Origin of the sequence: Streptomyces sp. NPDC007917 (genome assembly GCF_042959105.1) — a bacterium.
GTDB lineage: Bacteria > Actinomycetota > Actinomycetes > Streptomycetales > Streptomycetaceae > Streptomyces.
In genome coordinates this window covers 18,871-44,927 of the sequence record NZ_JBIBKK010000010.1, presented here as the reverse complement: position 1 = coordinate 44,927, position 26,057 = coordinate 18,871, and the positions used below count along the sequence as shown (strand labels likewise).

The 26,057-nt window shown below is 72.8% G+C and carries 22 protein-coding genes; 6 read left to right on the top strand and 16 right to left on the bottom strand.

All coding sequences use genetic code 11. From position 1 onward, the window contains the following. Positions 1–2: 2 nt before the first annotated feature. Both ACFZDL_RS21365 and ACFZDL_RS21360 read left to right on the top strand, forming a co-directional pair. The gene (locus tag ACFZDL_RS21365) at positions 3–539 is read left to right on the top strand and encodes a thioesterase family protein (RefSeq protein ID WP_353594115.1); all 537 of its coding nucleotides are present in this window, start codon (positions 3–5) and stop codon (positions 537–539) included. Further along, on the top strand, positions 536–1,336 hold the full coding sequence (locus ACFZDL_RS21360; protein ID WP_353594116.1) for a hypothetical protein: 801 nt from the start codon (positions 536–538) through the stop codon (positions 1,334–1,336). Before ACFZDL_RS21365 ends, ACFZDL_RS21360 begins: the two co-directional genes overlap by 4 nt. A gap of 411 nt (positions 1,337–1,747) precedes the next feature. Here ACFZDL_RS21360 and ACFZDL_RS21355 read toward each other — a convergent pair whose 3' ends face one another. Then, the gene (locus tag ACFZDL_RS21355; protein ID WP_353594117.1) at positions 1,748–2,152 is read right to left on the bottom strand and encodes a globin; all 405 of its coding nucleotides are present in this window, start codon (positions 2,150–2,152) and stop codon (positions 1,748–1,750) included. An 80-nt stretch (positions 2,153–2,232) separates the two neighbouring features. Here ACFZDL_RS21355 and ACFZDL_RS21350 point away from each other — a divergent pair, with 80 nt between their 5' ends. Further along, the gene (locus ACFZDL_RS21350; protein ID WP_353594118.1) at positions 2,233–3,282 is read left to right on the top strand and encodes a methyltransferase domain-containing protein; all 1,050 of its coding nucleotides are present in this window, start codon (positions 2,233–2,235) and stop codon (positions 3,280–3,282) included. Between the two features lie 23 nt (positions 3,283–3,305). On the opposite strand, the gene ACFZDL_RS21345 is transcribed toward ACFZDL_RS21350, so the two are convergent. The 14 genes from ACFZDL_RS21345 to ACFZDL_RS21280 all read right to left on the bottom strand — a co-directional run bounded on the left by ACFZDL_RS21345 (position 3,306) and on the right by ACFZDL_RS21280 (position 21,976). After that, entirely contained in the window at positions 3,306–4,052 is a 747-nt protein-coding gene (locus tag ACFZDL_RS21345) for a glucose 1-dehydrogenase (RefSeq protein WP_353594119.1), read from the bottom strand. Positions 4,053–4,197: 145 nt separating this feature from the next. Then, positions 4,198–5,460, bottom strand: coding sequence for an FHA domain-containing protein (locus ACFZDL_RS21340; protein ID WP_353594120.1), 1,263 nt, complete (start codon positions 5,458–5,460; stop codon positions 4,198–4,200). A 71-nt stretch (positions 5,461–5,531) separates the two neighbouring features. After that, complete coding sequence (locus ACFZDL_RS21335) at positions 5,532–6,899, bottom strand: VWA domain-containing protein (RefSeq protein WP_353594121.1); 1,368 nt, start codon at positions 6,897–6,899, stop codon at positions 5,532–5,534. Positions 6,900–7,005: 106 nt separating this feature from the next. Further along, positions 7,006–8,400 carry a PP2C family serine/threonine-protein phosphatase gene (locus ACFZDL_RS21330; protein ID WP_353594122.1) on the bottom strand — a complete coding sequence of 465 codons (1,395 nt, stop codon included), beginning with the start codon at positions 8,398–8,400 and terminating at the stop codon, positions 7,006–7,008. Between the two features lie 3 nt (positions 8,401–8,403). After that, positions 8,404–10,899 (bottom strand): tetratricopeptide repeat protein, encoded by a 2,496-nt coding sequence (locus tag ACFZDL_RS21325; RefSeq protein ID WP_353594123.1) that lies wholly within the window; start codon positions 10,897–10,899, stop codon positions 8,404–8,406. Further along, entirely contained in the window at positions 10,896–12,227 is a 1,332-nt protein-coding gene (locus ACFZDL_RS21320; RefSeq protein WP_353594124.1) for a hypothetical protein, read from the bottom strand. The genes ACFZDL_RS21325 and ACFZDL_RS21320 overlap by 4 nt, the downstream gene beginning before the upstream one ends. Positions 12,228–12,390: 163 nt before the next feature. Then, the gene (locus ACFZDL_RS21315) at positions 12,391–13,434 is read right to left on the bottom strand and encodes a glutamate ABC transporter substrate-binding protein (protein ID WP_353594125.1); all 1,044 of its coding nucleotides are present in this window, start codon (positions 13,432–13,434) and stop codon (positions 12,391–12,393) included. Positions 13,435–13,439: 5 nt separating this feature from the next. Then, positions 13,440–14,885, bottom strand: a complete 1,446-nt coding sequence (locus ACFZDL_RS21310; RefSeq protein ID WP_353594126.1) for a hypothetical protein — start codon at positions 14,883–14,885, stop codon at positions 13,440–13,442. A gap of 265 nt (positions 14,886–15,150) precedes the next feature. Next, on the bottom strand, positions 15,151–16,176 hold the full coding sequence (locus ACFZDL_RS21305; protein WP_353594127.1) for a BadF/BadG/BcrA/BcrD ATPase family protein: 1,026 nt from the start codon (positions 16,174–16,176) through the stop codon (positions 15,151–15,153). Further along, positions 16,167–17,429: a 6-phospho-beta-glucosidase gene (locus ACFZDL_RS21300; RefSeq protein WP_353594128.1), complete on the bottom strand. Its 1,263-nt coding sequence runs from the start codon at positions 17,427–17,429 to the stop codon at positions 16,167–16,169. Before ACFZDL_RS21300 ends, ACFZDL_RS21305 begins: the two co-directional genes overlap by 10 nt. After that, positions 17,426–18,325, bottom strand: a complete 900-nt coding sequence (locus ACFZDL_RS21295) for a carbohydrate ABC transporter permease (RefSeq protein ID WP_353594129.1) — start codon at positions 18,323–18,325, stop codon at positions 17,426–17,428. Before ACFZDL_RS21295 ends, ACFZDL_RS21300 begins: the two co-directional genes overlap by 4 nt. 24 nt (positions 18,326–18,349) lie before the next feature. Further along, on the bottom strand, positions 18,350–19,306 hold the full coding sequence (locus ACFZDL_RS21290; RefSeq protein ID WP_353594130.1) for a sugar ABC transporter permease: 957 nt from the start codon (positions 19,304–19,306) through the stop codon (positions 18,350–18,352). Between the two features lie 11 nt (positions 19,307–19,317). After that, positions 19,318–20,649 carry an ABC transporter substrate-binding protein gene (locus ACFZDL_RS21285; RefSeq protein ID WP_353594131.1) on the bottom strand — a complete coding sequence of 444 codons (1,332 nt, stop codon included), beginning with the start codon at positions 20,647–20,649 and terminating at the stop codon, positions 19,318–19,320. Positions 20,650–20,773: 124 nt separating this feature from the next. Then, positions 20,774–21,976 (bottom strand): ROK family transcriptional regulator, encoded by a 1,203-nt coding sequence (locus ACFZDL_RS21280; protein WP_353594132.1) that lies wholly within the window; start codon positions 21,974–21,976, stop codon positions 20,774–20,776. Between the two features lie 230 nt (positions 21,977–22,206). On the opposite strand from ACFZDL_RS21280, the gene ACFZDL_RS21275 reads away from it, so the two are divergent. Then, a complete protein-coding gene (locus tag ACFZDL_RS21275) occupies positions 22,207–23,289 on the top strand; it encodes a hypothetical protein (RefSeq protein WP_353594133.1) in 1,083 nt (360 codons plus the stop codon). 41 nt (positions 23,290–23,330) lie between these two features. After that, positions 23,331–23,831, top strand: coding sequence for a hypothetical protein (locus tag ACFZDL_RS21270; protein ID WP_353594134.1), 501 nt, complete (start codon positions 23,331–23,333; stop codon positions 23,829–23,831). A gap of 73 nt (positions 23,832–23,904) precedes the next feature. Here the strand turns inward: ACFZDL_RS21270 and ACFZDL_RS21265 are convergent, their stop codons facing one another. Continuing rightward, positions 23,905–25,044, bottom strand: coding sequence for a mechanosensitive ion channel family protein (locus ACFZDL_RS21265; RefSeq protein WP_353594135.1), 1,140 nt, complete (start codon positions 25,042–25,044; stop codon positions 23,905–23,907). A gap of 367 nt (positions 25,045–25,411) precedes the next feature. Between ACFZDL_RS21265 and ACFZDL_RS21260 the strand changes: the two genes are divergently transcribed. Beyond that, positions 25,412–25,948 carry an HNH endonuclease gene (locus ACFZDL_RS21260; RefSeq protein WP_353594136.1) on the top strand — a complete coding sequence of 179 codons (537 nt, stop codon included), beginning with the start codon at positions 25,412–25,414 and terminating at the stop codon, positions 25,946–25,948. Positions 25,949–26,057: the final 109 nt, after the last annotated feature.

Sequence of the window (26,057 nt, the reverse complement as noted above, 5' to 3'; positions counted from 1 at the left end):
GTGTGGCCCGCCATATCTACTCCTGCCCCCTGCGCTGGTCCGACATGGACGCGTTCGGCCACGTCAACAACGTGGTCTACCTCCGCTACCTGGAGGAGGCGCGCGTCGACTTCATCTGGCGGCTGGCGCCGGGGGACGGCAGTGGCGCCTTCACCGGCGGCGTGGTCGTGGCCCGGCACGAGATCAGCTACCTCAGGCCGCTCTTCCACCGACACGCCCCGGTGACCGTCGAGCTGTGGGTGAAGGAGATCGGCGCCGCGTTCATCACGCTCGGGTACGAGGTCAAGGACGAGGAGACCGTGTACGCGCGGGCCTCCACCATGATCGTCCCCTACGACCTGGAGCGCGGCCGTCCGCGCCGGCTCACCTCCGAGGAGGAGGGCTTCCTGGTGACGTACCTGGAAGGCGACGCGGACGGCGCGGACGACGCTGCCGGGCCCGCCGAAGCGGCCCCCGAGGCCGCTGTGGCTTCGGAGGCCGCTGTGGCTTCCGAGGCCGCCGGGCGGGACGAGCAGCCCGAGGGGGCCGTGACCGTATGACGGTGCAGGGGGAGGAACTGTGCTTCGCCGACCCCGGGGAGGCGGCGGACCTCGCCGCCTTCCTGGCCCGGCTGATCCACTACGACCGCGCCGCGGCGGTGCGGCTGCAGGCGGGCGGCGGAGTGCTCGCCGTCTTCGGCCGCCCGCCGTCCTTCGAAGTGCTCGCCATCCGCACGGCGCGGCTCGCGGCCGACACCGTGCTGGACACGACGGTCTCGGCCGGACAGCTCGCGGACGCGCTGGACGCGGGGGCGCGGCGTAGGGCGGACGGCGGCGCGGCCGCGGCGCCCGACGGCCCGGCCGGCCTGGCCGTGGCCGTGCCCGACGCGGTCACCGGCCCGCCCTGGGCCGGCCTGCTGCCGCCGCGCGGCGGCTGGCGCCGGGTGCCCGGCCTGCCGGGCGCGGCCGAGGTGCGCGGGGCGGTCGCCTCGGCCGTCGCCGAGTTCCGCGCCCGGGACGCGGCGCTGCCCGAGGAGCGGCGCACCCGCGCCGAGCGGGATCGCATCGGCCGTGAGATCTGGTCGCGGACGCTCGGCGGGACCGGCCTTCCGCTGCGCGCCGTGCACGCGGCGCAGTCGCTGGGTTTCCTGCGCCCGGCCCGTACCGCGGAGCCGGTTGCCGCGGCTGTGGCCCCGGGTGGGCCGGGCGGCGGCGCGACGGCGACCGCTCCCGGGCCCGAGCAGCTTGCGCTGCTCGCTGCGGGCGGCTGGCTGCGGCTGCGTACGCCGTACGGCTCGATAGCGGTGCGCAAGACGGGGCTGCCGGGGCTCTCGGGCCTGTCGGTGACCCCGGCCTGAGCCCCGCCTTCGTCCGTCAGATCTGGTCGCGGACGCTTGGCGGGATCACCCGGCGCGGTCGCTGAGCTTCCTGCGCCCGCCCGTACCGCGGGGCCGGTTGCCGCGGCCATGGCGCCCGGCGGCGCTCGCTCCCCAGCCCGAACAGCTTGCGCTGCTCGCCGCGGGCGGCGGGGCGCGACCTCGCGTGGGGCCGCGGCGGGCGCGCGTCGCCCGCGCCGCCGGTGCGGCGGCGGCTGACCGCACGCCCCTGGCCGCGACGGGCCGTCGCGGAGCCGAGCGCGGCGCCGCCCGCCGCGCCGGGCGGGGACGAATCTGCGCGCGGCCGCTCGCGGGCGGCCTTGGCCGCCTGGGGCGAGCAGAGCGTGCGTACGCAGGGGCGCCCGCCGACGCCGTCGGCTCTGCGGCGCGGGGTCAGCCCGGGGTGTTGACCATGGACGCGGCCGCGTAGGTGAGGTAGTCCCACAGTTGCCGCTCGAGCTCGGGCGCCAGCTCCAGCTCGTCCACGGCGTCACGCATATGACGCAGCCAGGCGTCGTGGGCCGCGCGGTTCACGGTGAAGGGCACGTGGCGCATGCGCAGCCGCGGGTGGCCGCGGTTCTCGCTGTAGGTGCGCGGGCCGCCCCAGTACTGCATGAGGAAGAGTCGCAGCCGCTCCTCGGCCGGGCCCAGGTCCTCCTCGGGGTACATGGGCCGCAGCAGCGGGTCCTCGGCCACGCCCTGGTAGAAGCGGTGCACCAGGCGCCGGAAGGTCTCCTCGCCGCCGACCTGTTCGTAGAACGTCTGTTCCTGAAGCGTGCCGCGCGGAATCTCTGTCACCCCTCCATGCTCTCAGACCGCCTGACGGAGGACTCCGGACGTAGGTCGCACCCGGAGCCCGGGCGCAGGACAGTGGAGTCATGGGCAGCACGCGCACGGGCGGGCGCGGCGCGGACGGCACGGACCGGAAGACCGATCCGTACGCCGCGACGGCCGCGACGCTGCGGGCCGCCCTGGTCCGGGAGATCGCCGCGGACGGCGGGCTGACGGACCCGGCGTGGCGGGAGGCCTTCGAGGAGGTGCCACGCCATGTGTTCGTGCCCCGTTACTACGAGGCGGGCGAGGCGGGCTCGCCCGGCGGGACGGCGCTGTACGAGCGGCTGGGGCGGCACGACGCGGACGCCGCGCGGCGGGCGCGCTGGCTGGCGGGGGTGTATTCCGACGCGCCCCTGGCGACGCGGGTGCGCGACGGCGAGCTCGTGTCCTCCAGCAGCCAGCCGTCGCTGATGGCGCGGATGCTGGAGGCCCTGGAGGTGCGGGACGGGGACAGCGTGCTGGAGATCGGCACGGGCACCGGCTACAACGCGGCGCTGCTCGCGCACCGGCTCGGCGAGGACCGGGTCACGACCGTCGACATCGACCCGGACCTCACCGACACCGCCCGCGACCACCTGGCCGCGGCCGGATACCACCCGGCGGTCGTCACCGGGGACGGGGCGCTCGGCTGCCCCTCGCGCGCCCCCTTCGACCGGATCATCGCCACCTGCGCCGTGACCCGTCTGCCGCCCGCCTGGCTGGGCCAGTGCCGGAGCGGCGCGCTGATCCTGGCGCCCCTCGCCACCGGGCTGATCGCGCTGCGGGTCGCCGACACCCGGCACGGCGAGGGGCGCTTCCTGACCACCCCCGCGTACTTCGTCCCGCTGCGCGGCAGCGAGCCCCCGCCCCCGGTCCGTACGAAGGGACTGCCGACCGAACCGCTGCTGGAGGACTCCTTCCGCTTTCTGCTGAACGTGGTCACGGCGCGGCTGGACCCGCTGGAGGCCCTTGCCCTGTGGGAGCACGAGGGCCGGCCGGGGCGGGAGCGGTACGGCGTGACGGTGCGCGGGGAGCGGCAGTGGGCGTGGCTGGACGACCCGGAGGGCCCGTACGCATGGCCGCTGGGGCCCGCCCATCCCGAACGGACCCGCTGACGAGCGTCCCTGGACGAGCGTTCCTAGCTGAGGCCGCCCGAGGCACGGAGGTTCTGGCCGGTGAGCCAGCGGCCGTCGGGGCCCGCGAGGAACGCCACGACGTCGGCCACGTCGGACGGCTGCCCGAGCCGCCGGAGCGGGGTGATGCTGACGAGCAGGTCCAGCATCTCCCCGGGGTTCGCGTCGTGCAGCATGTCGGTGTCGGTCGCACCGGGGGAGACCGTGTTGACGGTGATGCCGCGTTCCCCCAGCTCCTGCGCGGCCGCCGCGGTGAGCTGTTCCAGCGCACCCTTGCTGATCATGTACGGGGCGATGCCGGGCGCGGGCCGGGTGGTGTTGAGCGTGGAGACGTTGATGATGCGCCCGCCGTCGGGCATGTGCCGGGCCGCGTGGCGCACGGTCAGGAAGGCGGCCCTCAGATTGACCCTCAGCAGGTGGTCGAAGGGCTCCTCCTCGATCTCGGCGAGAGGAGTCCTCGGAAGGTTGACGGCCGCGTTGTTGACCAGGATCTCCACGCCGCCCGACGGCCCCTGTGACGCGGTCTCCATCAGCTGCTCCGCCGCCCCGGGTTCGGCCAGGTCCAGCCGCACCGCGCGGGCGCTGCCGCCCGCCTCCTCGACGGTGCGGACGACGTCTTCGGCGGCCTCGGCGCTGCGCGCGTAGTTGAACACCACCTCGGCGCCGTCGCGGGCCAGCCGCTCGACGATGGCCCGGCCGATGCCCCGCGAGCCCCCGGTGACCACGGCGGTCTTGCCTTTCAGCACTGGCATTACACCCTCCACGCATCTCGGTGAGCGGATGTTCCGCCCCGAATCTATGCAGGGTGTGCCTCCGGTGGCGGACGATCGGCCGAAGTCGGCCGGCCGCCCGCCACCGGGCTGGGTCGCGTCAGCCGGGGAGAAGGGCCGTCCTCGGCTATCCCCGGCGCACGGTGATCGTCGTCCAGGCCCCGACGTGGACGCGGTCGCCGTCCTGGAGGGGGATCGGGACGTACGGCTGGATCGGGTCCTCCCCGCCGTTGATCGTGGTGCCGTTCGTCGAGTCCTGGTCGACGACCGCCCAGCCGCCGTCCGGCTGCTGGACGAGGACCGCGTGCTGGTGGGAGACCCCGGGGTCCTCCGGCGGGCGCGCCAGGTCGATGTCGGGCGACTCGCCGGTGCTGTGGCGGCGGCGGCCGATGGTGACCTGCGGCCCGGTGAGCTGGAGCTGCTGCTCGGGGGAGTAGGCCGGAAGGTTCAGACCGGCCGCCTCCGGGCCGCTGCGGTGCATCATCGCCATGAAGTACTCACGGTCCGGGCCGATGACCGCGACCCACCCCGCCGGGGCCGCCGGCCCGGGGGGACCAGGAGGTCCACCCTGGGGTCCGCCCTGGGGTCCGCCCTGGGTGAAGTGGGCGGGCGGCCCCTGGTGCGGTCCGGGCGCCGGGGCGCCCGGGTAGTCGCCGCCGAAGGAGGGCCCGGGCGGGGCCGGGGCCTGGGGCGGCTGCGGCTGCCCGTACGGCGAGGGGGGCGCGGGGGCGTGCGGCGGCGCGCCGGGCCCGGCGGCGTTCGGCGGACGCAGCGTCCAGTCGTCGTCGCCGAAGGACGGGCCCGGGGGCTGCTGCATCGGCGGCGAGGCCAGCGGCTCGCCCGGGTGGTTCGGCTGCGGCGGGCCCGCCTGGTAGCCGCCCGGACCCCCAGGGGGCCCCTGCGCCGGGAACGCCTGAGGCTGCGGGGGCTGCGGCGGCTGGAAGCCGCCGGGGCCGGGCCCGGGCGGGGGCGGCGGGGCGTACGAGGTGGGCGACTGGGTCAGGAAGTTGTAACGGCACTCCTCGCAGAAGGGCGCCTGCGCCTCACGGGGCGTACGGCACTGAGGGCACAGCTCCGCCTGGAAGGTGGAGTCCTGCGGCTGCGGGGTGGGCGCCGGGTAGCCGTAGCCCCCGGGCGCGCCCTGGGGCCCCGGGGCGCCTGGTGGTGGCGGCCCACCGGGGAAGCCCATGCCGTCGGGGGCGCCGGGACCGCCGGGGCCTCCCGGACCCGCGGGTCCCGGAGCGCTTCCAGGGAACCCGGGCGGGCCGGGCATGGGCGGTGGAGGCGGGGGGACGGCGCCCATGGGCACGGGCGTCCCCGACATCCGGTGGCCACACACCTCGCACCAGTCGTCGGCCGCGGATTGGTGGCCGTTAGGGCAGGTCGGCATGTCGGTCTTCCCCCTCTTGTGCCGTTCTCGGCATTCACTGCCGTTTTGTGTGCTTGCCGCGTTACTTCTTGCTACTTCTTGACGCGAACTGTCTTGGTGGAGCGCGTTTCGAGAGTCATCTCATCAGCCTCCGCGACCTTCGCTTTCAGTCGCACAGTACCTGTCGCCGCATCGACGACGTCCACCACCTTCGCAAGCAGTTTCGCCGTGTCCTCGTTCCCCGAGACGATCGCCAGCTGGACGGCACGCCCCAGCTTGGCCGTCGCTCCATCCATGTCGCCCGCTTTGCGGGCATCCAGGCCCTGCTGGATGGTCTGTGCCAGTTCGGCCTGGCCCGTATAGTGCGCGACCTGCGGATTCAACGCGGTGGAGACGACCATGTCCTCCGTCCACACGGCCCGCACCAGCCCCTGGGCGAGGGTGGCCGGGAGCCCGCCCCCGGGGCGCGGCAGCACCAGGGAGACGCGGGCGGCCAGCATCTCCTGCCCGACGTCGGCCGCGGGCACCCGCACACACAGGTGGTAGTCGCGGGACTCGTCGCCCCAGGAGCCCGTCGGATAGTCGCCGGCCCGCGCCCCGGCCTCGGCGCGCCGGTCGGTCAGGTCCTCGACCGCGGGCGCCACCTGCTTGACGAACACCACCTCGGCGCCCACCGGCGTCCACACTCGCAGGCCGACGTCCGCGACCTCCTTGCCCATCGCGGCGTCCATCATGCGCGTGAAGTCCGCGGCCAGGTCACAGGGGTCGGCCACGATATCGGCCGTGCCGAGCAGCGCGGAGGCGACGCCGGTGACCTCCTTGACCTCCCAGTCGGTGCCCACCCCGCGCGCATCGCAGGTGAAGCGGCCCGCGCAGGCCTCCAGCGCGGCCCGCAGCTCCGCCGGCTCCTCGTGCTCGTTGCGGCCGTCGGTCAGCAGGATGCCGTGCCGGATCGGCGCGTCGGCCGACGCCAGCAGACGGTCGGCGAGGCGCAGCCAGGTGCCGATCGCCGTGCCGCCGTCGGCGCTCAGCTTGCGCAGCGCGTCCTTCGCCCGGACCCGGGTGGCCGGGTCGGCGATCGCCGGCCGGCCCCCGCCCGGGAAGACCTCCACCGCCTTGTGGGTGCCGGCGACCACGGCGAAGGCGACGCCGTCGCGGATGGCGTCGATCGCGGCGGCGGTCGCCTCCCGCGCGCTGCGCATCTTCGTCGGCGGATAGTCCATGGAGCCGGAGCAGTCGACCATGATCACCACGGCCGCGCGCGGGGCCGGGCCGCCGCCCTGGTCCCGGGCCGGGGCGGGCGCCGGGACCGCCGGGATGGGCATCCCCCCGGTGGTGCCGCCGCCGGTGGAGGTGACCGTGACGATCGCGTTCACCTCGCGGCCGCCCTCGGGGAGGTATTCGTTCTGGTAGACCTCGACCGAGAACCGCGGCACGGTGGACTTGGCGAAGTTGGCCATCAGATCCGCTCCTTGGGCTCAACCGCTCCTTGGGCTCAACCGCTCCTTGGGCTCAACCGCCCCTGGGCTCAGACCGCTTGCTCGGCACCGGCGCTTCTCCGCAGGATCAGCCGGATCCTGCCCCGCCCGGCTCCGCGGGGAACGGCAGTACGGCCACTGTTACGTTGTCGTGGCCCCCGCCCTCCAGGGCGTGACCGACCAGCACGCGCGCGCTGTGCATCGGCCGGGCTCGGGCGTCCTGGGGCAGTGCGCGGGCCATCTCCTGCGCCGATTCCGCGTAGTTCCACAGGCCGTCGGTGCACACCACCACCACACCCGGCCGGTCCGGCTTGTAGGACGCGGTGTGCGGCTCCAGTTCATAGGCGTCCGCGCCGAGCCAGCCGGTGATGGCATGGGCCCGCTCGTCCGCGTACGCCTCCGCCTCGGACATCAGACCGGCCGCCACCATCTGGGCCGCCCAGGAGTCGTCCTCGGTGAGCCGGGCGGGCGGCGCCGAACGGTCGTCGGGCACCCAGTAGGCGCGGCTGTCGCCGATCCAGCCGACGGTCAGGATGCCGCTGGTGACCACCGCGCTGACGATGGTGCAGGCCGGCGCGTTCTGCTGGCGCTGGTGGGGTTCGTCGTGCGGACCCGTCCGGCCGTCCTCCGCCGCCAGCGAGTTCACGGCCTCCGCGGCGGCGACGATCGCCTCGTTCATGGCCTGCTGGGGATGGGCGCCGCGGGGCAGTGCGGCGAGCAGCGACTGGCCGGCCGCCCGGGCGGCGGCCGCGGACGCGTCGTCGGGGCGGGTCGCCGAGGAGACCCCGTCGCAGACGACCGCGAGCACCGCCGGCGAGCCGTCGGGCAGCGCGGCGGCGGACACGGCGAACGCGTCCTCGTTGCGGTGGTGGCGCAGCCCGCGGTCGCTGGCCGCCGCGACGCCCGCCAACTCCCGCTCCATGTGGTCGCGATCCCGTGGCTGGGCGTGGCCGCAGGAGTCGCAGTATCCGTCCTGGTCGATGGTGCCCTCCCGGCATGCGCCGCACAGGCGGCGGCCGCTGCTCGTGTCAGTGTCCGTTCCGGTGCCCGACATACCCGGAGTGTCGGGTGTGCCGGAGGCTGGTTGCTCCCCGAGAGCCGCCGTGGCCCGGGGGTCTGCCGCCGATTCGTCCTGCCCGCCCGGCACGTCCCAGGCCACCGGGACGTCCGGGGCCGCCGGGACGTCCTGGGCCGGTGGGGCCCACGCGGCAGCCGGGGGCGCCGGGGCGGGGGCCGGGAGCGGGTAGTCCTCCGGCTCCCGCCGCTCGGCCCGCGCCGCTCCGTTCACCGGGGGCACCGGATCCACCGGGTCCACCGGGGGCACGGGCACCGGGGGCGCCGGGCGGTCCGCGGCCACGGCGGCACCCGGCGCCGCCGACGCCAGGTCGGCCCCGCACACGCCGCAGAAGTTGTCACCCGACTCCAGCGGCTCTTCACAGGTCGGGCAGGCTGCCACTCCAGGCAGCTGCGGCATCTGCGACATCGATCACACCCACGTCCTGGGGCGGAAACGGTTGGCCCGCTCCACCAGTTCGATCCTTTCCTCGCCCCGCTGCGCGAGCCTGGCGAGTACCCGGTACGAGCGTTCCAAGCCGAAGCGCAGTCCCCGCTCGTCCAGACTGCTGCCCAGCAGGGACAGCCGGGCGCCGCCCGGCTGCGCGCCGCTGCTGCCGGACAGTACCCAATCCAGGGCGCTGCCCAGTACTTCCGTGCACAGCCGCTCGTACCGCACCGCGTCCAGGCCCAACTGGCCCAGCCGCTCGACCTGTTGCGCCGAGGCCATCAGATCGGCCAGCAGCGGCTCGTGGGCGGCGCGCTGCCGCAGCCGCGCCCGCACCGCCGCGACCCGGGCCGCCGTGTAGTGGATGGACGACTCCGGTACGGACTCCAGAGCGGCCACCGCACCCGCACGGTCCCCGGCGTACAGCAGGACCCGGGCGAGCCCGAAGGCGGCGCTCACATGGTTCGGGTCCGTCGTCCACACCAGCCGGTAGTACTCCGCCGCATTGTCCAACTGGCCGAGCACCTCGGCGCACACACCGAGCGCCAGCTTCGGCGCGGGCTCACCGGGAAACGCGTCATAGACGGCGTCGAACGACAGGGCCGCGGTCTCGTTGTCCCCGGTCGCCAGCGCATGCAGCCCCCGGTACCAGACGATCCGCCAGTCGTCGGGATAACCGGCCTCCAGACCGTCCAGCGCGATCCCCGCCTCACGCGCATGGCCCAGCTCCAACTGGGCGCGGACACGGCGCAGCCGCAGCTCCAGCGAGTCGGCGGGGGCCGCCCGCAGCGCCGCGTGCAACTCGGTCGGGGCGGAGGCCAGCAGCCCGGCGAGAAACCCGGCGTTGGCGTCGTCCGGATCCACCAGCGGCACCGGCAGCGCCAGGGCGGTGGCGCGGGCGTCCAGCGGCGCGATCGCCGGCAGCGGCAGGGCGAGCACGCCCTCGGGACGGGGCGGAGCGGCGGCCGCCCGGCCCCGGCCGGCACGGGCGCCGAGCACGGACGCGTCCTGCCCCTGCTCGGCGAACAACCGGGTGTCCACCACCCGCGGCTCGGGCCCGAACAGCGTCGACAGCGCCGGCCGGGGCCGCCCCGTCTGCAACGCCACGACCTCCCGCAACACGCCCGTCAGCTGGTCGGCCATCTCCTGCGCGGAGCCGAACCGGCGGTTCGGATCGGGGTCGGTGGCCCGCACCAGCAGCCGGTAGAACGACTCGTAGCGCTGGAACACCTCGATGTTCCCCGGATCGGGCAGGCTGTCCGCGAAGACGTTCGTATAACCCTGGAAGTCGAAGGTGAGCACGGCCAGCGTGCGCGCCACCGTGTACAGGTCCGAGGCGACCGTCGGGCCGAGCTCCGAGACCTCGGGGGCCTGATAGCCGACCGTGCCGTAGATCGGGCTCTCCTCGTCGTCCATCCGCCGCACCGCGCCCATGTCGATGAGCTTGAGCTGATCCTGCTGCTGGATGGCGTTGTCGACCTTGAAGTCGCAGTAGAGCAGATTGCGGCTGTGCAGATGACCCAGGGCCTCCAAGGCCTCGATGCCGTACGCGCACGCCTGCTCGACCGGCAGCGGATCACGCCTGCCGTCCGGCGCGCGGCGGGCGTTCGCGATGTCCTTCAGCGACTTGCCGCCGACGTACTCCATCACGATGTAGCCGTCGAGGCTGCCGGTGCGCTGGTCGAGGTGTTCGACGAAGTTGTAGATGCGGACGATGTTGGAGTGCTCGATCTCGGCCAGGAACCGGCGCTCCGACACGGCGACGGACAGCGCCTCCTCGTCGCCCGTGTCCAGCAGGCCCTTGAGGACCACCCAGCGGTTTGACACCGCCCGGTCGATGGCCAGATAGATCCAGCCGAGACCGCCGTGGGCCAGACACCCCGCCACCTCGTACTGGCCGTGCACGATGTCGCCCGGGCTCAGCTTGGGCACGAACGAGTACGGATGGCCGCACTTGGTGCAGAAGCCCTCGGTACGGCCCGGCCGGTCGCCCCGGGCGCGCCCCACCGGCGCCCCGCAGTCGCTCCGGCTGCAGAACCTCTTGCGCTCCGGCACCTCCGGATCGGCCAGCACCGCCGTACGCGGATCGGGCCGCGGCACCTCCGGCACGCTGACCAGACCCGCGCCCAGCCGGCTGCGCCCGGAACGGGCCGCGGCCGAGGAACGCGAGCTGCGCACCGACACCGAACGCGAGGAGGACCGCCCCGACCCCAGCGAACGCGACAGCCGCCCCGACACCGAGCGCCGGGACGAGGACGACCGCGACGACGGCCGCGAAGAAGAACGCGAACCGGTCCCCGACGAGCCGCTTCCCCGGTCCCCGCGCCCCACGCCGGTGATACCGGTGGGCTGCGAGGCGACCATTCCGTCCCGCGAGACGACCGGGGCCATGCCACAGGTGTCGCAGTACAGCTGGCCGCCGCCCACATCCTCGTACGACCCGCCGCAGCCACGCCGCTGACACCTGCCCACAGCGCTCACAGCACCCCTCCCGTCCTTCGGTCCTGAGGCTCCTGCGGCGCCGTCTGGCGCGGGACCAGGGCCTCGGCCGCGGCCTGCTGGTAGCGCAGCACCGCCGCTTCGGCGGCGCGCAGATCACAGGGCGCGCTCCACAGCATCCGGCGCGCCGTGTCGTACCGCTCGATCAGCAGCGGGTCCTCGGCCATGCCGTGGCGCGCGACCTTCGCCTTGTACGCGTCCAGACGGCCGCGCAGCTCGGCCCGGACCGCCAGCGGCGCGGTCACCGCTGTCAGCGACTCCCGGGCCCGCAGCAACTCGTCGTCAGCGCGCTCCTCCAGCGACTCGAGCAGCGGGGAGAGCCGGTGCCACTGGGCGCGCCTGCGGTACTCGGCCGCCGTCACCAGCTGCTCCTGCAGCACCGTCGGCGGGCCGCTGACCGCCGGCACCTCGGATGCCGCGATCTTCGCCAGCACCTCGCCGCGCGCCTGCCGCGCCTCGGCGAGCGTGCGGTCCGCGCGGGAGAGGACGTCACGCAGCCGCATCAGCCGCCGCTCCGCGTCCTGCCGCACATCGAGAACCGCCTCGATCTCGCGCCGTACGTCCTCCAGGGCGCGGGCCGCGGCGTCATAGCGGGTGGTGTCGGGGCGGCCGCCGCCGGGCGCGGAGCTCGGCGAGGCGCCGGACCAGAAGGCGAGCGGATCGGAGACGACCTCGGCGCGCAGCGAGGTCAGCTCCGCGGTGATCCGCTCCAGATCGTCACCGGAAGGGTGCTCCCCGGGGCGCACCCCCACCGAATGGGCGAGGGAGCGGGTGCGGCGCAGCTCGGCGGAGAGCATGTCGATACGGGCGGGCAGCGCGGACCACACGGCGTCGGCCGTGACGATGACATCAAGGGCCTCGGCGTACCAGCGGTTCATCCGGTCGACCAGCGCGTCCAGCGTCAGCTGCTCGCTGAGCAGCGGCGAGCCGGTGAGCGAGGCGCTGCTGGGCAGCGTGATGCCGGGGCCCCGCAGCAGCTCGGTCAGCTCGGCCAACTCGCCGGGCGTCGACCAGCGGTGGCGGGCGCGCACCTCACGGGCGGAGTGCAGCGCGTCCGTGTAGGCGTCGAAGTACGTCCACAGCAGGGAGATGGCCTGTTCGGTGGTGGCCCACCGGTCCTTGGTGACGCCCGTCAGCTCGGCGCCCTCCAGGAGTCTGCGGCCCGCGTGGTCCTGGAGGGCGAGCAGCGAGGACTCGATCGCCTCGTGTTCGGCGCCGAGCTTCGCCAGCACGCGGTCCACCTCCTCGCGGCCCATGACCGGCTTGTCGGGTTCCCCCGCGGAACTGGGGAAGGGTCCCGTGCCCCCCATCGATCACCTCTCCGTGTCCGTGCCCTGTGAACTGCGTGATCCGTATTCGCTCATCCCTACTGCGCGCACGTGCCGCGTGCATCCCTACGCGCGCCCGCCCGGCGCCAACCCTCGGCGGCTGCCCGTCCTTCGCTGCCCGTCCATGGACGCTGCTCCCTGGGCGCTAGTCCTTGTACACCGGGGCCGGTGCCGCCGGATTCTCCTCCGTCCTGCCGAGATCTTCGGCGAGCCACTTGCGGTAGGCCCGCATCCAGGGGCTGTTGTCACCGCCGGAGCGGTACTCCTCCAGCACCTTGTTGACCCGGCGTACCAGGTCCTCGTCGGATCTGTTCATCGCCACGCCGTAGAACTCCTCGGTGAACGGCTTGCCGACGAGCTTGACGGACGGGTCCTGAGCCGCCTGCCCGGCCGCCAGGGCGTTGTCCGTGATCACGGCGTCCACCTGGCCGAGCTGCAGCCTGACCAGGCAGTCGAGCTGGTTGGGCACCGGGTCGACCTTGATCGCACCCAGGTCCTTCGCGCCGCCCTTCTCCTTGTCCAGCTCGGCCTCGGCGGTGGAACCCTGCGCCGTGCAGACCCTCTTGCCGCGCAGCGAGGTGTTGTACCCCGTGACGGAGGAGCCCTCGGGCACCAGCACCTGCTGCCCCGCCTTGAAATAGGCGGTGGAGAACGCGACGTCCTTCAGACGGTCGCAGTTGATGGTCATCGTGCGGACGACGATGTCCACCTTCCCCTGCTGCAGGGCCTTGATCCGCTGGCTGGTGGGGATGGCACGGTAGATGACCGCGTCGGGATCGCCGAAGATGTCCTTGGCGATGGCGCGCACCAACTCGATGTCGAAGCCGGTGAGATCACCGGTGGCCGGGTCGCGGTAGCCCCAGCGGTAGCTGTTCTGGTCCACCCCGGCGATCAGCTTGCCCAGCTTGCGGCCGTCGACCCTCCGGTTCTTGATGCGCTGTATGGCCGGGCCGCTCGCGCTCGACGGCCGCAGGCTGGCCTCCGGCCGGACACACTTGCCCGTGGTGGTCGCCGCCGTCGTCCCCACCGCCCGCGGACGCGCCCCGGCCCCGCCGCCGTGCCCGCTCCCGCCGCCCTGGTCGTCGAGCGCCGCGGGCACGAAGATCGCCGTGGCCACCCCCAGGGCGCAGACGGCCGCCGCGGCACCCGACCGCACTGATCGCCCCGCTCGCATCCTCAGACCCCCCATCGCCCTCACCGGTACTCCGCCAGCCGGCGGCCCATGCCCAGCAGCGCGGCCGCCGCGCCCAGCGCGGCCAGCACCCCGGCGCCGAGCGCCAGCCCGCCCAGCGCGCCCCGCCCGTCGTCCGCCGCCCGCTTGAACTCCCGCTGCTCGTGGTCCAGGGCCTTCGCCAGCAGATCGTCGACCTTGTCGAACGACTCGCCCGTGCTGCCCTCACCGCCGATGACCTTCGCCCGCGCGTCCTTGTAGTCGCCCGCGTCGTCGTCGGCACGGGCGGCCTTGTGGCGCACCTGCCACTCCCGTACGCGCGTGATGGCCTGGTCCACCGGGGCGCGGCCCTCGTCGTCGTCCGCGAGGTCCCGCGCCCGGGCCAGCAGGCTCCCGGGGGCGGCCCCGGACTTGCCCCCGCCCGCGACGCTCCCGGCATCCGCGCCGTCATCGCCTATGAGGCCCGACATCTGCTCGGCATAGCCCACCTCGTAGGCGTCCTTGCCCTTGTCCTTGCCTTCCTTGTCGACGACGACCGCGCCGCGTGCCACCAGCGTCAGGTTCTCGTCGCCGCGGGCGCGCAGCGAGTCGATCCGGGCCTCGTTGAGCACATGCAGGGACTTGGCCCCATGGTCATTGGAGTCGTTCAGCGCGGAGCGGGCGAGGCCATGGCCGACCGCCAGCCACACCAGCGCCACCGCCGAAGCGGCCGCGGAGGCGAGCAGCCCGCGGTTGAACACCCGGTTGGTGCGCAGAAAGTCACGGCGCTGGGCCCAGCCCAGGGCGGCCAGCGCGGCGACACCGATGCCGATCGCCGCCCACGGCCAGGCCGTCGCCTCCTCGTAGTCCTCGCCGAGCCGCGCGGTCTCGGCCTGGTACAGCCGTCCGGCGGCCGGCAGCAGCCGCTGCCGCATGGTGTCGTTGGCATACCGCAGATAGGCCCCGCCCAGCGGCAGCCCCTGGCGGTTGTTGGCCCGCGCCGACTCGACCAGACCCGCGTAGACCGGCAGCAGCTCGCTGATCCGGCGTATCTCCTCGCGGGCGGTGGCCGAGCCCTCCGTATTGGCCGCGGCCCGCACCAGCAGCTTGGCGGCCCGGTCGATATCCGCCTCGTAACGCCGCCGCACCTCGGCCGGCTCCTGCCCGCCGGCCAGGAAGGCACTCGCCGCGGTGGTGTCCGCGTCGGCCAGGGAACGGTAGATGCTCGCCGCGTCGGCACTCAGCGGCTGGCTGTGCTCGACCACCGCGTCCGCCGCGGTCTGCCGGTCGGAGACCTGCCACGCCGTCACCGCCCCGAACGCCACCACCAACGCCGCGAGCACGGCCCCGATGACCCGCAGCCGCCCCGGCTCCGTCGTCGCCGCGGCCCGGGCCCGCCCGATGCCCTCCCGCCACGCGGCCCGCCGCCGCCCCGACAACGCGGGCGCGGCCGCTGCTCCGGCCGCGCCGGTGGTCGGCGGGTATGCCACGAGACCTCCCCCTCGGTCCTGACCCCTCAGTCACTGTCGACGGCCCGTCGCCCGGTGCGGCGGGGGACAGGTGTCCGGGCAGCAGTATGGACGCAGCCGACGACGAGCACACCGGTCGTGCCCGGATCTTGGCCCGATCGCGATCTTCGCCTCTGAGCCGCCGGCCCCGGGGTGTCCGCGTCGTCCTCCTTCTCCCAACTTCTCATACGCTTCTCGGCGCGGATCGGTTCCCAATCACCCGCCCCGACCTGGAAAATCGGCGTCCTCAGCCCCGGGCGTAATGCGCGCGCAGCACCGCGTACGCCGCCGCCGGCGCGCCCGTGCGGTCCAGACCGAGCAGGGCCGCTCCGAGCACGGGCGGCGCGGTGACCACCCTCGGCTCGGCCTTGGGCGCGCGCTCGGCCAGCAGCTCGCGGACCCGGTCGTCCAGGAGCGGATGGCGCGCCGCGAGCACACCGCCGCCCAGCACCACCGGCGTCTGCTCACCGAGCAGTTCGAGCCGGGTCAGGGCCACCGTGGCCATGGTGACCACCTCCTCCGCCTGCCGGGCGACGACGGCGCGCGCGATCCCGTCACCCGACTCGGCCACCGCGAAGAGCACCGGCGTCAGCTCATGGCGCCGCGCCGGGGCGATCCGCCCCAGATGAAGCGCCTCGATCAACTCGTACATGGTCGCCAGGCCGAAGTGCTCGGGCAGGGCGCGGGCCAGCGCCGTCGACGCACCACGGCCGTCCTCCGCGCGCGCCGCCCACCACATCGCCTCCTTCGACAGATCACTGCCGCCGCCCCAGTCGCCGGAGAGCCGGCCGATGGCGGGAAACCGCGCGGTGCGGCCTCCGTGGCCCAGCCCCGCGCAGTTGATGCCCGCGCCGCAGACGACGGCCACACCGGTCGGCTCACCGTCGTCCGCGACCCCGGCCCGCAGCAGCGCGAACGTGTCGTTGGCGACCGTGACACTCGCCCCCCACCCCTGGGCCGCCAGCAGCGGCGTCACCTGCTCCTCCTCGGCCGGTAGGTCCACATTGGCCAGGCAGGCCGAGACATGCTCGGTCGACGGCGGCCCGTCGAACCCGGCGGCCCGCGCCGCCCGCGCCACCAGCGGGGCCAGCGAGGCCACCGCGGCCTCGGCGCCGACGACGGGCGGCGCGAAGCCGCCGCCGCGCGCCGTGCCGAGAACCGCCCCGTCCGGGCCGACCAGCGCCACGTCGGTCTTGCTGTTGCCCGCGTCCACCGCCAGGACGGACGCACTCGGCGGATGGGCGCTCACGCCCTGGGACTGCTTCAGGCCCACGCCAGGTGCTCCCGGTTGTGCGCGATGAGAGTGTCGGTCAGCTTCTCGGCGTACTCGATCTGGCCGATCAGAGGGTGCGCCAGCAGGGCGTCGAAGACCCGCTCACGGCCGCCCTTCAACGCCGCCTCCAGCGCCAGGTCCTCGTACGCGGTGACATGGGCGACCAGCCCCGCGTACAGGGGCTCCAGCGGGCTGACGGGCAGCGGGCTCGCGCCGCGCCCGTCCACGGCCGCGGGGACCTCGATCACCGCGTCGTCCGGGAGGAAGGGCAGCGTGCCCCGGTTGAAGGTGTTGACGATGCGCACCTCACCAGTGTCCCGTAGCAGGGACGAGGTCAGATCGACCGCCGCCTCCGAATAGAAGGCGCCGCCGCGCTTGCCCAGCAGCTCGGGCTTCTCGTCGAGCGCCGGATCGGCGTACATCTCCAGCAACTGCCGCTCGATCGCCGCGACCTCGGCCGCCCGCGACGGCTTGGTCCCCAGCTCCCGTACGACCGCGTCGTGTTGGTAGTAGTAGCGCAGATAGTACGAGGGGACGACGCCGAGGCGGTCGAGCAACGTACGCGGCATCCGCAGATTGCCGGCGATCGCATCACCGTGCTCGGCCAGCAGCTTGGGCAGCACGTCCTCGCCGTCCGGGCCGCCGAGCCGCACCGCGCGCTCCCAGGTGAGGTGGTTGAGACCGACGTGGTCCAGCGACACCTCCTCCGGGGCCACGCCCAGCAGCTTCGCGAACCTCCGCTGGAAGCCGATCGCGACATTGCACAGCCCGACCGCGCGGTGCCCCGCCGTCAGCAGCGCACGGGTCACGATGCCGACAGGGTTGGTGAAGTCCACGATCCACGCGTCCGGGTTGCGGCGGCGCACCCGCTCGGCGATGTCCAGCACCACCGGGACTGTGCGCAGCGCCTTGGCGAGCCCGCCCGCGCCGGTGGTCTCCTGCCCGACGCAGCCGCACTCCAGCGGCCAGGTCTCGTCCTGGTCGCGGGCGGCCTGCCCGCCCACGCGCAGCTGCAGCAGCACCGCGTCCGCGCCGTCCACGGCCGCGTCCAGGTCATCCGTCCAGGAGATCCGGCCGGGGTGGCCCTGCTTGGCGAAGATCCTCCGCGCCAGCCCGCCGACCAGCTCCAGCCGGTCGGCGGACGGGTCGACCAGGACCAGCTCCTCCATCGGCAGCACATCCCGCAAGCGGGCGAATCCGTCGACGAGTTCGGGGGTGTAGGTGGATCCGCCACCCACCACTGCGAGCTTCAACCCTTGACTCCTGTCAGTGTGACGCCTTCGACGAAGGCTTTCTGAGCGAAGAAGAAGACGATGATGACGGGGGCCATGACCAGCAGTGTCGCGGCCATCGTCAGATTCCAGTTGACGCTGTGCGCGCTCTTGAAGCTCTCCAGGCCGTACGACAGCGTCCAGGCGCCCGGATTCTGCGCGGCGTAGATCTGCGGGCCGAAGTAGTCGTTCCAGCAGTAGAAGAACTGGAACAGCGCGACGGCCGCGATACCCGGCTTGGCCATGGGCACGATGATCCGCAACAGGGTCCGCAGCTCCCCACAGCCGTCGACCTTCGCGGATTCCAGATATTCCCCGGGGATCGTCAGCAGGAACTGCCGGAGCAGAAAGATGGAATACGCGTCGCCGAACGCCATCGGAATGATCAGCGGCCACAGCGACCCCGACAGATGGAACTGCTGGGCCCACACCAGATACATCGGCACCACCACGACCTGCGGCGGCAGCATCATCGTGGAGATGACCAGGATCATGGCGGTGCGACGGCCCCGGAAGCGGAATTTGGCGAGCGCGTAGGCGACCGGCACCGAGGAGATCAGCGTGAACGCCGTACCGAGCCCCGCGTATATCAGGGAATTGCGCCACCAGTCCAGAAAACCCGGGGTGTTGAAGACCTCGGTGTAATTGGACCAGTGCCATGCGTCGGGCCACAGATCGCCGCTCATCGCCTGGCTGTCACTCATCACCGAGGTCAGAAAGACGAAGACGAACGGCAGCACGAAGAACAGGGCCGCGGCGATGGCGACCGCGTGCACGGCGATCCAGTGCAGTGCGGCCTTGCGGCGGGCGGCCGGGGCGGAAGAGGGGCGGACGGCGGGCCGCGCCGGCGCGGACGGAGCCGAGAGGGTGGTGGTCATGACGGTTGGTCCCCTTAAGCCTTCTCAGTCGTCCGCCGACAGCAGACCGGCTCGCCGGCGCATCAGCAGGGTGGTGACGGCCATCGCGATCGCGAAGAGCACGAGCGACAGCACACAGGCGGCCCCGGTGTTGAAGTTCTGGAAGCCGAGCGAGTACACGAGCTGGGGCACGGTGAGCGTGGAGTGGTCGGGGTAGCCGGGCTGGATCACCGTGCCGGGGCCGATGCTGACGCCCGAGGCCAGCTTCCCGGCGACCAGGGCCTGCGTGTAGTACTGCATGGTCTGCACCACACCCGTCACGACCGCGAACATCACAATGGGCGTGATCGACGGCCAGGTGACATAGCGGAACCTGGTGAACGCCCCGGCGCCGTCCAGCTCGGCCGCCTCGTACTGCTCCTTCGGCACATCCAGCAGCGCGGCCATGAAGATGACCATCAGGTCGCCGATGCCCCACAGGGACAGCATCACGAGCGACGGCTTGGCCCAGGCCGGGTCGTTGAACCAGTTCGGCGCGTCGATCCCGAACGTGCCGAGAATGTCGTTCACCGGGCCGGTGCCGGGGTTGAGAAGAAAGACGAACGCGACGGTCGCGGCGACCGGCGGGGCCAGATAGGGAAGGTAGAAGGCGGTCCGGAAGAATCCGACGCCTGACTTGATCTTGGTGACCAGCAGCCCGATGCCCAGGCCGAACACCACGCGCAGCGTGACCATCACCACGACCAGCCACACCGTGTTCCACAGCGCCGGCCCGAACAGCGGCATCTGCTCCAGCACATACCGCCAGTTGCGCAGGCCCACGAAGGTCGGCGCCTTGATCTGGTTGTAGTGCATGAAGGAGAAGTAGACGGTGGCGATCAGCGGATAGCCGAAGAAGACGGTGAAGCCGACCAGCCAGGGCGAGAGAAAACCGACGGTGCGCAGCCGCTCGCGCAGATGCTTGCGGCGCAGGGCGGGCGCGTTCGTTGTCATCGTGGCCATGTCGCCCTCCGTCAGTCCTGCGCCTGGAGAATATCGGCGTCTATCTGGTCGTCCAGTTCTCTGAGGCCCTTGTCCAGGTCATGGACCTTTCCCGCCTCCACGTCGTATGAGAAGTCCTGCAGCGAGGTCACGTACTGTCCGCCGTTGATCGAGGGCGGAAGGGCGTTGCTGTGCTTGTTCTGCGCGATGTCGAGGAAGGTGCGGAAGGTCGGATCGGAGTCCAGCTCGGGGGAGGCGAGCGCCGCTTTGGTGGACGGCACATTGTGAATGGCGTTGGCGAAGGCGACCACCTGATCGGTGTCCGCGGTCAGGAAACGCACCAGTTCCCAGGCGGCGTTCTGATGCTTGCTGCTGTGCGCGATACCCGTGACGGTGCCGGTGAGATAGCCCCGGCCGTAGGTGTCGGCCTGGTCGTCGGGCACGGGCAGCGGGGCGGTGCCCCACTTGAACTTCGCGTCCTTGAGGAAGAGGCCGCGCCATTCGCCGTCCAGGTGCATGGCCAGCTTGCCGGTCAGAAACGCGTTCTGGGAGGAGAACTCATCGCCGAAGGAGGTGCGGAAGGTCTCCAGCGGCCCGTAACCGCCCTGTTCCTGGATCAGGTCCCGCACGGTGGCGTAGAAGTCCTTGATCTTTCCTTCCTTCTCCAGCCGCGCCTTTCCGTGCTTGTCGAAGTACGTCGGGCCCCACTGGGCGAAGAGCCGGTCCGGGCTGTTCTGGTAGAGCCGGAAGTCGGGCATGAAGCCGACCCGCTCATAGCCGCCGCCCTTGGTGCGCTCGGTCAGCTTGGCGGCGTCCCGTTTGAGCTCCGACATGGTGCGCGGGGGGCGCGCGATGCCCGCCTCCTCGAAGGCGTCCTTGTTGTAGTACATGCCGTAGGCGTCGGCGAGCAGCGGCAGCGCGCACTGCTTGCCCTCGTAGCTGGTGTAGTTCAGCAGCGTCTTGGGGAAGACCTTCTCCTTGTCGAGACCGGTCTTCTGCATGAACGGGTCGAGATCCACCCACATACCGGACGAGCAGTACTGGCCCACGTTGTTGGTGGTGAAGGACGTGACGACGTCGGGGGCGTCACCGCCGCCGGCCCGTAGCGCCTGGTTGATGGTCTCGTCGGTGACATTGCCGACGGACTTCACCTTGATGTTGGGGTGGAGCTTCTCGAAGCGGGCGATGCTGTCGTTGATCGCTTTGACTTCGTTCGGCTCCGACCAGCCGTGCCAGAACGTGAGCGTGACCGGTTCGGTCGGATCGTCGTCGGCACTGCCGGTGCTCGGGTTGGCGCAGCCCGTCAGGAGCAGGGCGGCGGCGCAGAGCGCCGCCGCGAGAGGGACCGGTGATCGTCGTGGCATGGACGGACTTCCTTGTGCACGGGGGGACGGCAGGGAAGCGGCGGTGCGGGGCGCCGGGCGGGGGGTTGGGTACGGCGATTCGAGACCAGGGGTTGTCGGGGACAGGGGGAACCGGGTCGAAGGCTCAGGCGGTGTCGAAGACGGTGTGACGGGCATCGGTGAGCGCCGTCTGCAGCGCGCCGATGAGAATCGGATCCCCCTCGATGGCGCTGATCCGCAAGCGCGGCCGGGGCAGTGCGAGCCCCGTCATCTCGGCCTCGACCAGCTCGCGCAGCCGCTCCCCACCGGCCTGGGCGACCTGCCCGGAGAGCACCACCAGCTCCGGGTCGACCACCGCCACGACCGAGGCGAGCCCGGTGGCCAGGCGGCGGGCCAGCTCGGTGAGGACGGCGTCGCCCGCGCCGGGCGTGCGCAGCGCGGCGGCGAGCGCCTTGGCGGCGGTGGGCGCCTCGATGCCGTGCTCCCGGGCCAGTTCGACCACGGCGGGGGAGCCGACCAGCTTCTGGAAGCCCCCGCCCGCGTCCGGCCGGGCGGCACTGTCGTCCCCGCCGCGTGCGAGCGGAGCCCCCGGCAGCGGCATATAGCCGATCTCCCCGGCGCCACCGGTCGCCCCGCGCAGCAGGGTGCCGCCGAGCACGATGGCCGCGCCGACGCCCTCGTCGGCCCAGACGAGCGCGAAGTCGTCGAAGTCCTGCGCGGTGCCGTGGTGCTGCTCGGCGACGGCCGCGAGGTTGACGTCGTTCTCGATCACGAGGGGCGTGCCCAGCACCTCGGCCAGCTCGTCCCGCATGGTGCGGGACTGCCAGCCCGGCAGATGGGGTGCGTAGCGCAGCACCCCGGTGTGCGGGTCGAGCGCGCCGGGGGTGCCGATCACCGTCTGCCGCAGATCGTCCCGGGTGAGCCCGGCGGCGGCCAGCGCGCCGTCCACGGCCTCGGCGACGAGCTCGCCGGTGCGGTTGCGCACCGACTCGGCGGTCGCCTCGGCGTTCACCCGGTGCTCGCCGAGGACCCGGCCCGTGATGTCGGCGACGGCGGCGGTGATGCCCTCCTGGTCGACGGCGAGCGCCGCGACATGGGCGGCGGCCGGGTTGATCTCGTACAGCTGGGCGTTGGGCCCGGGGCGGCCGGTGACGTTCCCGGTCGTCCGCACCAGCCCCGCGGCCTCCAGGCGGGTCAGCAGCTGGGAGGCGGTGGGCTTGGAGAGCCCGGTCAGCTCGCCCAGCCGGGTCCTGGTCAGCGGCCCGTGCGCGACCAGCAACTCCAGCGCGGCCCGGTCGTTCATGGCGCGCAGCACGCGCGGCGTTCCCGGAGTGCCTGATGCGGCCATGGTGGGTGCCCCCGTATCGCTCGAACTTCTCTGTTAAGAAACTTTCCTATTGATGAACAGCAAGGTAAGGGGCGGGGCGGCGGGCCGTCAATGGGCGCGGCCGGGTCAGTGGGCGGGCGGCGGCGGACCGGCGCGGGCCGGGGCGGGCCGGGGCCGGAGCCGAGGGTTCCTCCACCGGTGGTCCAGCGGTGACTGCCACCGTCGCAGGCAGTCGAGAGAACGGGGAGCGCATGAAAACAACCTCACGAGGGCCGCTCGCGGTGTTCATCGCCGTGCTGCTCGCGGTCGCCGCCGGGGCCGGCGGCGCGCGGGCCGCGTCGGACGGCCCGCACGGCTCGAGCGGGGCGAAGGGCGGGGCGGTCGGCTCGGGCGGGGCGAAGGGCGGCCCGAACGGCTCAGGCAGGGCGAAGGGCGGGGGCGCGGCCTCGGCCGCGCTGATCCAGGCCGGGGGCGGCCGGGGCGCCGCCCGGGCCGAGGCCGCCGAAGCGGTACGGGCCTACTGGACGCCCGAGCGGATGCGGCACGCCGCATACCAGGGCGGCGGCCCGGCCCGGGGCGCCATGGAGCAAGCCCAGCGGCAGATCGCGGCTCCCGCCACCGAGCCCACTGTCGAGCCCGGCTCCGTACCCCCGGCCGCGGCGAGCAGCCCGGGTGCGCCCACCGCGGCCGACGAGATCCCGATCCGCGTCGGGCGGATCCTGTACGTCGATCCGTTCGACGGCAAGGACAAGGCCTGCGACGGCAACGCGCTGAACAGCGGCTCGCGCCGGCTGGTGGTCACCTCCGGCAGCTGTGTGTACAGCCGGGCCGCACACGCCTGGATGAACAACTGGGTCTTCATTCCCGGGTACTTCAGGGGGAGCGCGCCCTACGGCAAGTTCGTCGGCGACTGGGGATACACGTTCAACGCCTGGATCGACGACGGCAATATGAACTACGACTTCGGGCTGGCCACCACCCACCCCAACGAGTCCGGCCAACGGCTCGTCGACAGGGTCGGCGGCGACGGCTTCGCCTGGAACCAGCCCAGGGAGGAGTTCGTGAGCGCCAACGGATACTCCGTCAACGCGCAGATCCCCTCCGGGTGCGGCGGCTACACCCGCGCCGCCTCCTTCGGGGGCATCGAGCTTCCCTGCGCTCCGTCGGACGGCGGGCTCTCCCGGGGCGGCCGCTGGCTGATGAACGTCGACCCCGACACCACCCTCGGCTACGTCAACGGCGTGACGAGCATCCACCAGCCCAGCGGCTGGCTCCAGAGCCCCTACGTCAACACCGAGTTCAGGGACTTCTACTACCGGGTCGCCGACGCCTGACTCCCGGCTGACGCCATCCCCACCGGAATTGAGGAACCATCATGCGCGCTCCCAGGACCCTGAAGACACTCGCCGTCCGCGCCGCGCTCGCGGTGGGCACGGCCCTCGCGGTCTCCACCACCCTCCTCGTCCCCGCCACCCAGGCCGCGGCGGCGCCCGCGGCCGTCGCGCGGGTTGCCGCCGGGCCCACGCTGATCAGCTACGACATCCAGTCCAAGACCCTCACCGGCAGCGGCTTCCTGCCCAGCCACCGGGTGTGGGTCAGGACCGCCGTCTCGGGTTCGGTGCCGACCTGCGGCACCGTGACCCTCTCCGACCTCCGCACCAGCCCCACGCTGCTGCAGACCACCTCCGACCCGTCCGGGAACATCTCCGTCCCGGTGGACCCCAAGGCCACGCTGCCGCCGCTGCTGGTCTGCCCCAACCCGATCGTCTATCTCTACGGGGCGTATCCGGGCGAGCGCGTCCACTTCAGCGCCCACGACGAGCGCTATGAGAACGGCCGTCTGGTCTGGAGCAACACGCTGACCGTCACGGCCTGAGCCCCCCACAGCCCGGGACCCCGTACGCACAGCCGCGCGACCACCGCGGCTGTGCGTACGGCTGCTTCCCGGCTTACTTCTGCACCGGCGGGGCGGCCGGCGGGGCGGCGGGCGGCGCGGCGGGCGGTGGGATCGGGGACGCGGCCAGGGCCTGCGGGGAGTCCGGGTTGGACAGGGCCGACGGCGCCGCGACGGTCGACGTCGCCGCGTCGGCGGCGTCCTCGGGCTGCAGATCCGGGTCCAGGGGGCGGCCGACGATGCGGATCCCCGCCTCTTCCAGCGCCTTCTTGATCCGCCAGCGCAGCTCGCGCTCGACGCCGAGCGCCTTGCCCGGCATGGTCCGCGCCGACACCTTCACGACCATGGAGTCCAGGTAGACCGCGTCAAGCCCGAGGACCTCGATCGGCTCCCACAGCCGCTCGTTCCAGGGCTCCTCCTTGGCCATGTCCACCCCGACCTGGGTGATCAGCGCGCGGACCCGTTCCAGGTCCTCGTCCGCGCGGAGCTGGACGTCCACACCGGCCGTGGCCCAGCCCTGGCTGAGGTTGCCGATCCGCTTGACCTCGCCGTTGCGCACGTACCAGATCTCGCCGTTGTCGCCGCGCAGCTTGGTGACGCGCAGCCCGACCTCGATCACCTCGCCGGAGGCCACCCCGGCGTCGATCGAGTCGCCGACCCCGTACTGGTCCTCCAGGATCATGAACACGCCGGACAGAAAGTCGGTGACCAGGTTGCGGGCGCCGAAACCGATGGCCACACCCGCGACACCGGCGCTGGCCAGCAGCGGCGCCAGATTGATCTGCAGCGTCGACAGGATCATCAGCGCCGCGGTGCCCATGATCAGGAACGAGGCGACGGAGCGCAGCACGGAGCCGATCGCCGCGGAGCGCTGGCGCCGCCGCTCGGCGTTGACCAGCAGCCCGGCCAGCGCCGTGCCGTCCACGGCCTGGGCGGTGCGGTTCATGCGCTCTATCAGCTTGGTGATGGCGCGCCGCACGACGGACCGCAGCACGAACGCGATCACCAGGATCAGGGCGATGCGCAGCCCGATGCTGAGCCAGGTGGACCAGTTCTCCTCCACCCAGCCCGCGGCGTTGGTGGCGCTCTGCTGCGCGTCCTTCAGCGTGGTGGGAGCGCCGGGGGTGGTGGGAGTGGGAGTAGGCGTGGCGTCTGCGGCCGGAGCAGCGGACCAGAACACAGCGAAACCCTTCATGTGCGACATGCCCGCACGGAGGACCGCGCGCGCAACCCCTCACACAGTAGCCGGGCCCGGGAATGTGCCGTTCCTGTGTTCGAGAGCGCGTGAGGGCGCCGAGGGGGCGTACAAGAGCGGGGTGAGGGCGTCAGCCCGGTGGTTTCCGCCGCGGCCCCGGATGCCTCGTGATTCTCGCCACTCCCATGGGTGTCCGCCGGTCCGGAGGGCCGCCGGATTCCGCTCTTCCGGCGGTATGCGCGCGGTACGCGGAAATGCCTCTCAACCGTTAACCCGGTGATGGTGGCGTTCCGGCCAGGGTTCAGGGGAAACTGGGGGAGATCGTCCCGGCGCGAGCCACGCGCCGCCGGCGTACAAGGAGGCACCCGTGCCGCATGTCCTGGTCCTCAACGCGTCGTACGAGCCGCTCGGCGTCGTACCGCTCCGCCGCGCGCTCGTACTCGTCCTCAATGACAAGGCCGTCAGCCTTGAGGACTCAGGCGCCCTGATGCACAGCGCGACCCATGTCATACCCGCACCCAGCGTGGTCCGCCTGAAACGGTTCGTCCGGGTGCCCTACCGGGGCCCCGTCCCCCTCACCCGCCGTGCCCTGTTCGCCCGCGACGGCGGGCGATGTGCGTACTGCGGTGGCGTGGCGACCAGCGTCGACCACGTCATCCCCCGCAGCCGCGGCGGCCAGCACACGTGGGAGAACGTGGTGGCCGCGTGCCGTCGCTGCAACCATGTCAAAGCCGACCGCCATGTCGCGGAGATCGGCTGGCGGCTGCGCCATCAGCCGGCGCCGCCGTCGGGCCTCGCCTGGCGGATCATCGGCACAGGGCATAGGGACCCGCGCTGGCTGCCATACCTGCAGCCGTACGGCGCGGAGGACGCCATGGCCCGGATCGACGGCAGATCTGCCTGAGACCGGGCCATCGTCATGTCTGCGTGGCTGTGTGTCCGCGTGGCCGTGCGGTGTCGGCGCGGCGGTCCGCGGACCGTGGCCCCCGTGGCGGAGCGGGGGCCGGGCGCGG

Bases quoted from the DNA above. Each gene is read 5' to 3' on its own strand.
- ACFZDL_RS21360 (WP_353594116.1), top strand. From the start codon at position 536: ATGACGGTGCAGGGGGAGGAACTGTGCTTCGCCGACCCCGGGGAGGCG.
- ACFZDL_RS21350 (WP_353594118.1), top strand. From the start codon at position 2,233: ATGGGCAGCACGCGCACGGGCGGGCGCGGCGCGGACGGCACGGACCGG.
- ACFZDL_RS21345 (WP_353594119.1), bottom strand. From the start codon at position 4,052: ATGCCAGTGCTGAAAGGCAAGACCGCCGTGGTCACCGGGGGCTCGCGG.
- ACFZDL_RS21340 (WP_353594120.1), bottom strand. From the start codon at position 5,460: ATGCCGACCTGCCCTAACGGCCACCAATCCGCGGCCGACGACTGGTGC.
- ACFZDL_RS21335 (WP_353594121.1), bottom strand. From the start codon at position 6,899: ATGGCCAACTTCGCCAAGTCCACCGTGCCGCGGTTCTCGGTCGAGGTC.
- ACFZDL_RS21330 (WP_353594122.1), bottom strand. From the start codon at position 8,400: ATGTCGCAGATGCCGCAGCTGCCTGGAGTGGCAGCCTGCCCGACCTGT.
- ACFZDL_RS21320 (WP_353594124.1), bottom strand. From the start codon at position 12,227: ATGGGGGGCACGGGACCCTTCCCCAGTTCCGCGGGGGAACCCGACAAG.
- ACFZDL_RS21315 (WP_353594125.1), bottom strand. From the start codon at position 13,434: ATGGGGGGTCTGAGGATGCGAGCGGGGCGATCAGTGCGGTCGGGTGCC.
- ACFZDL_RS21295 (WP_353594129.1), bottom strand. From the start codon at position 18,325: ATGACCACCACCCTCTCGGCTCCGTCCGCGCCGGCGCGGCCCGCCGTC.
- ACFZDL_RS21290 (WP_353594130.1), bottom strand. From the start codon at position 19,306: ATGGCCACGATGACAACGAACGCGCCCGCCCTGCGCCGCAAGCATCTG.
- ACFZDL_RS21285 (WP_353594131.1), bottom strand. From the start codon at position 20,649: ATGCCACGACGATCACCGGTCCCTCTCGCGGCGGCGCTCTGCGCCGCC.
- ACFZDL_RS21280 (WP_353594132.1), bottom strand. From the start codon at position 21,976: ATGGCCGCATCAGGCACTCCGGGAACGCCGCGCGTGCTGCGCGCCATG.
- ACFZDL_RS21275 (WP_353594133.1), top strand. From the start codon at position 22,207: ATGAAAACAACCTCACGAGGGCCGCTCGCGGTGTTCATCGCCGTGCTG.
- ACFZDL_RS21270 (WP_353594134.1), top strand. From the start codon at position 23,331: ATGCGCGCTCCCAGGACCCTGAAGACACTCGCCGTCCGCGCCGCGCTC.
- ACFZDL_RS21265 (WP_353594135.1), bottom strand. From the start codon at position 25,044: ATGAAGGGTTTCGCTGTGTTCTGGTCCGCTGCTCCGGCCGCAGACGCC.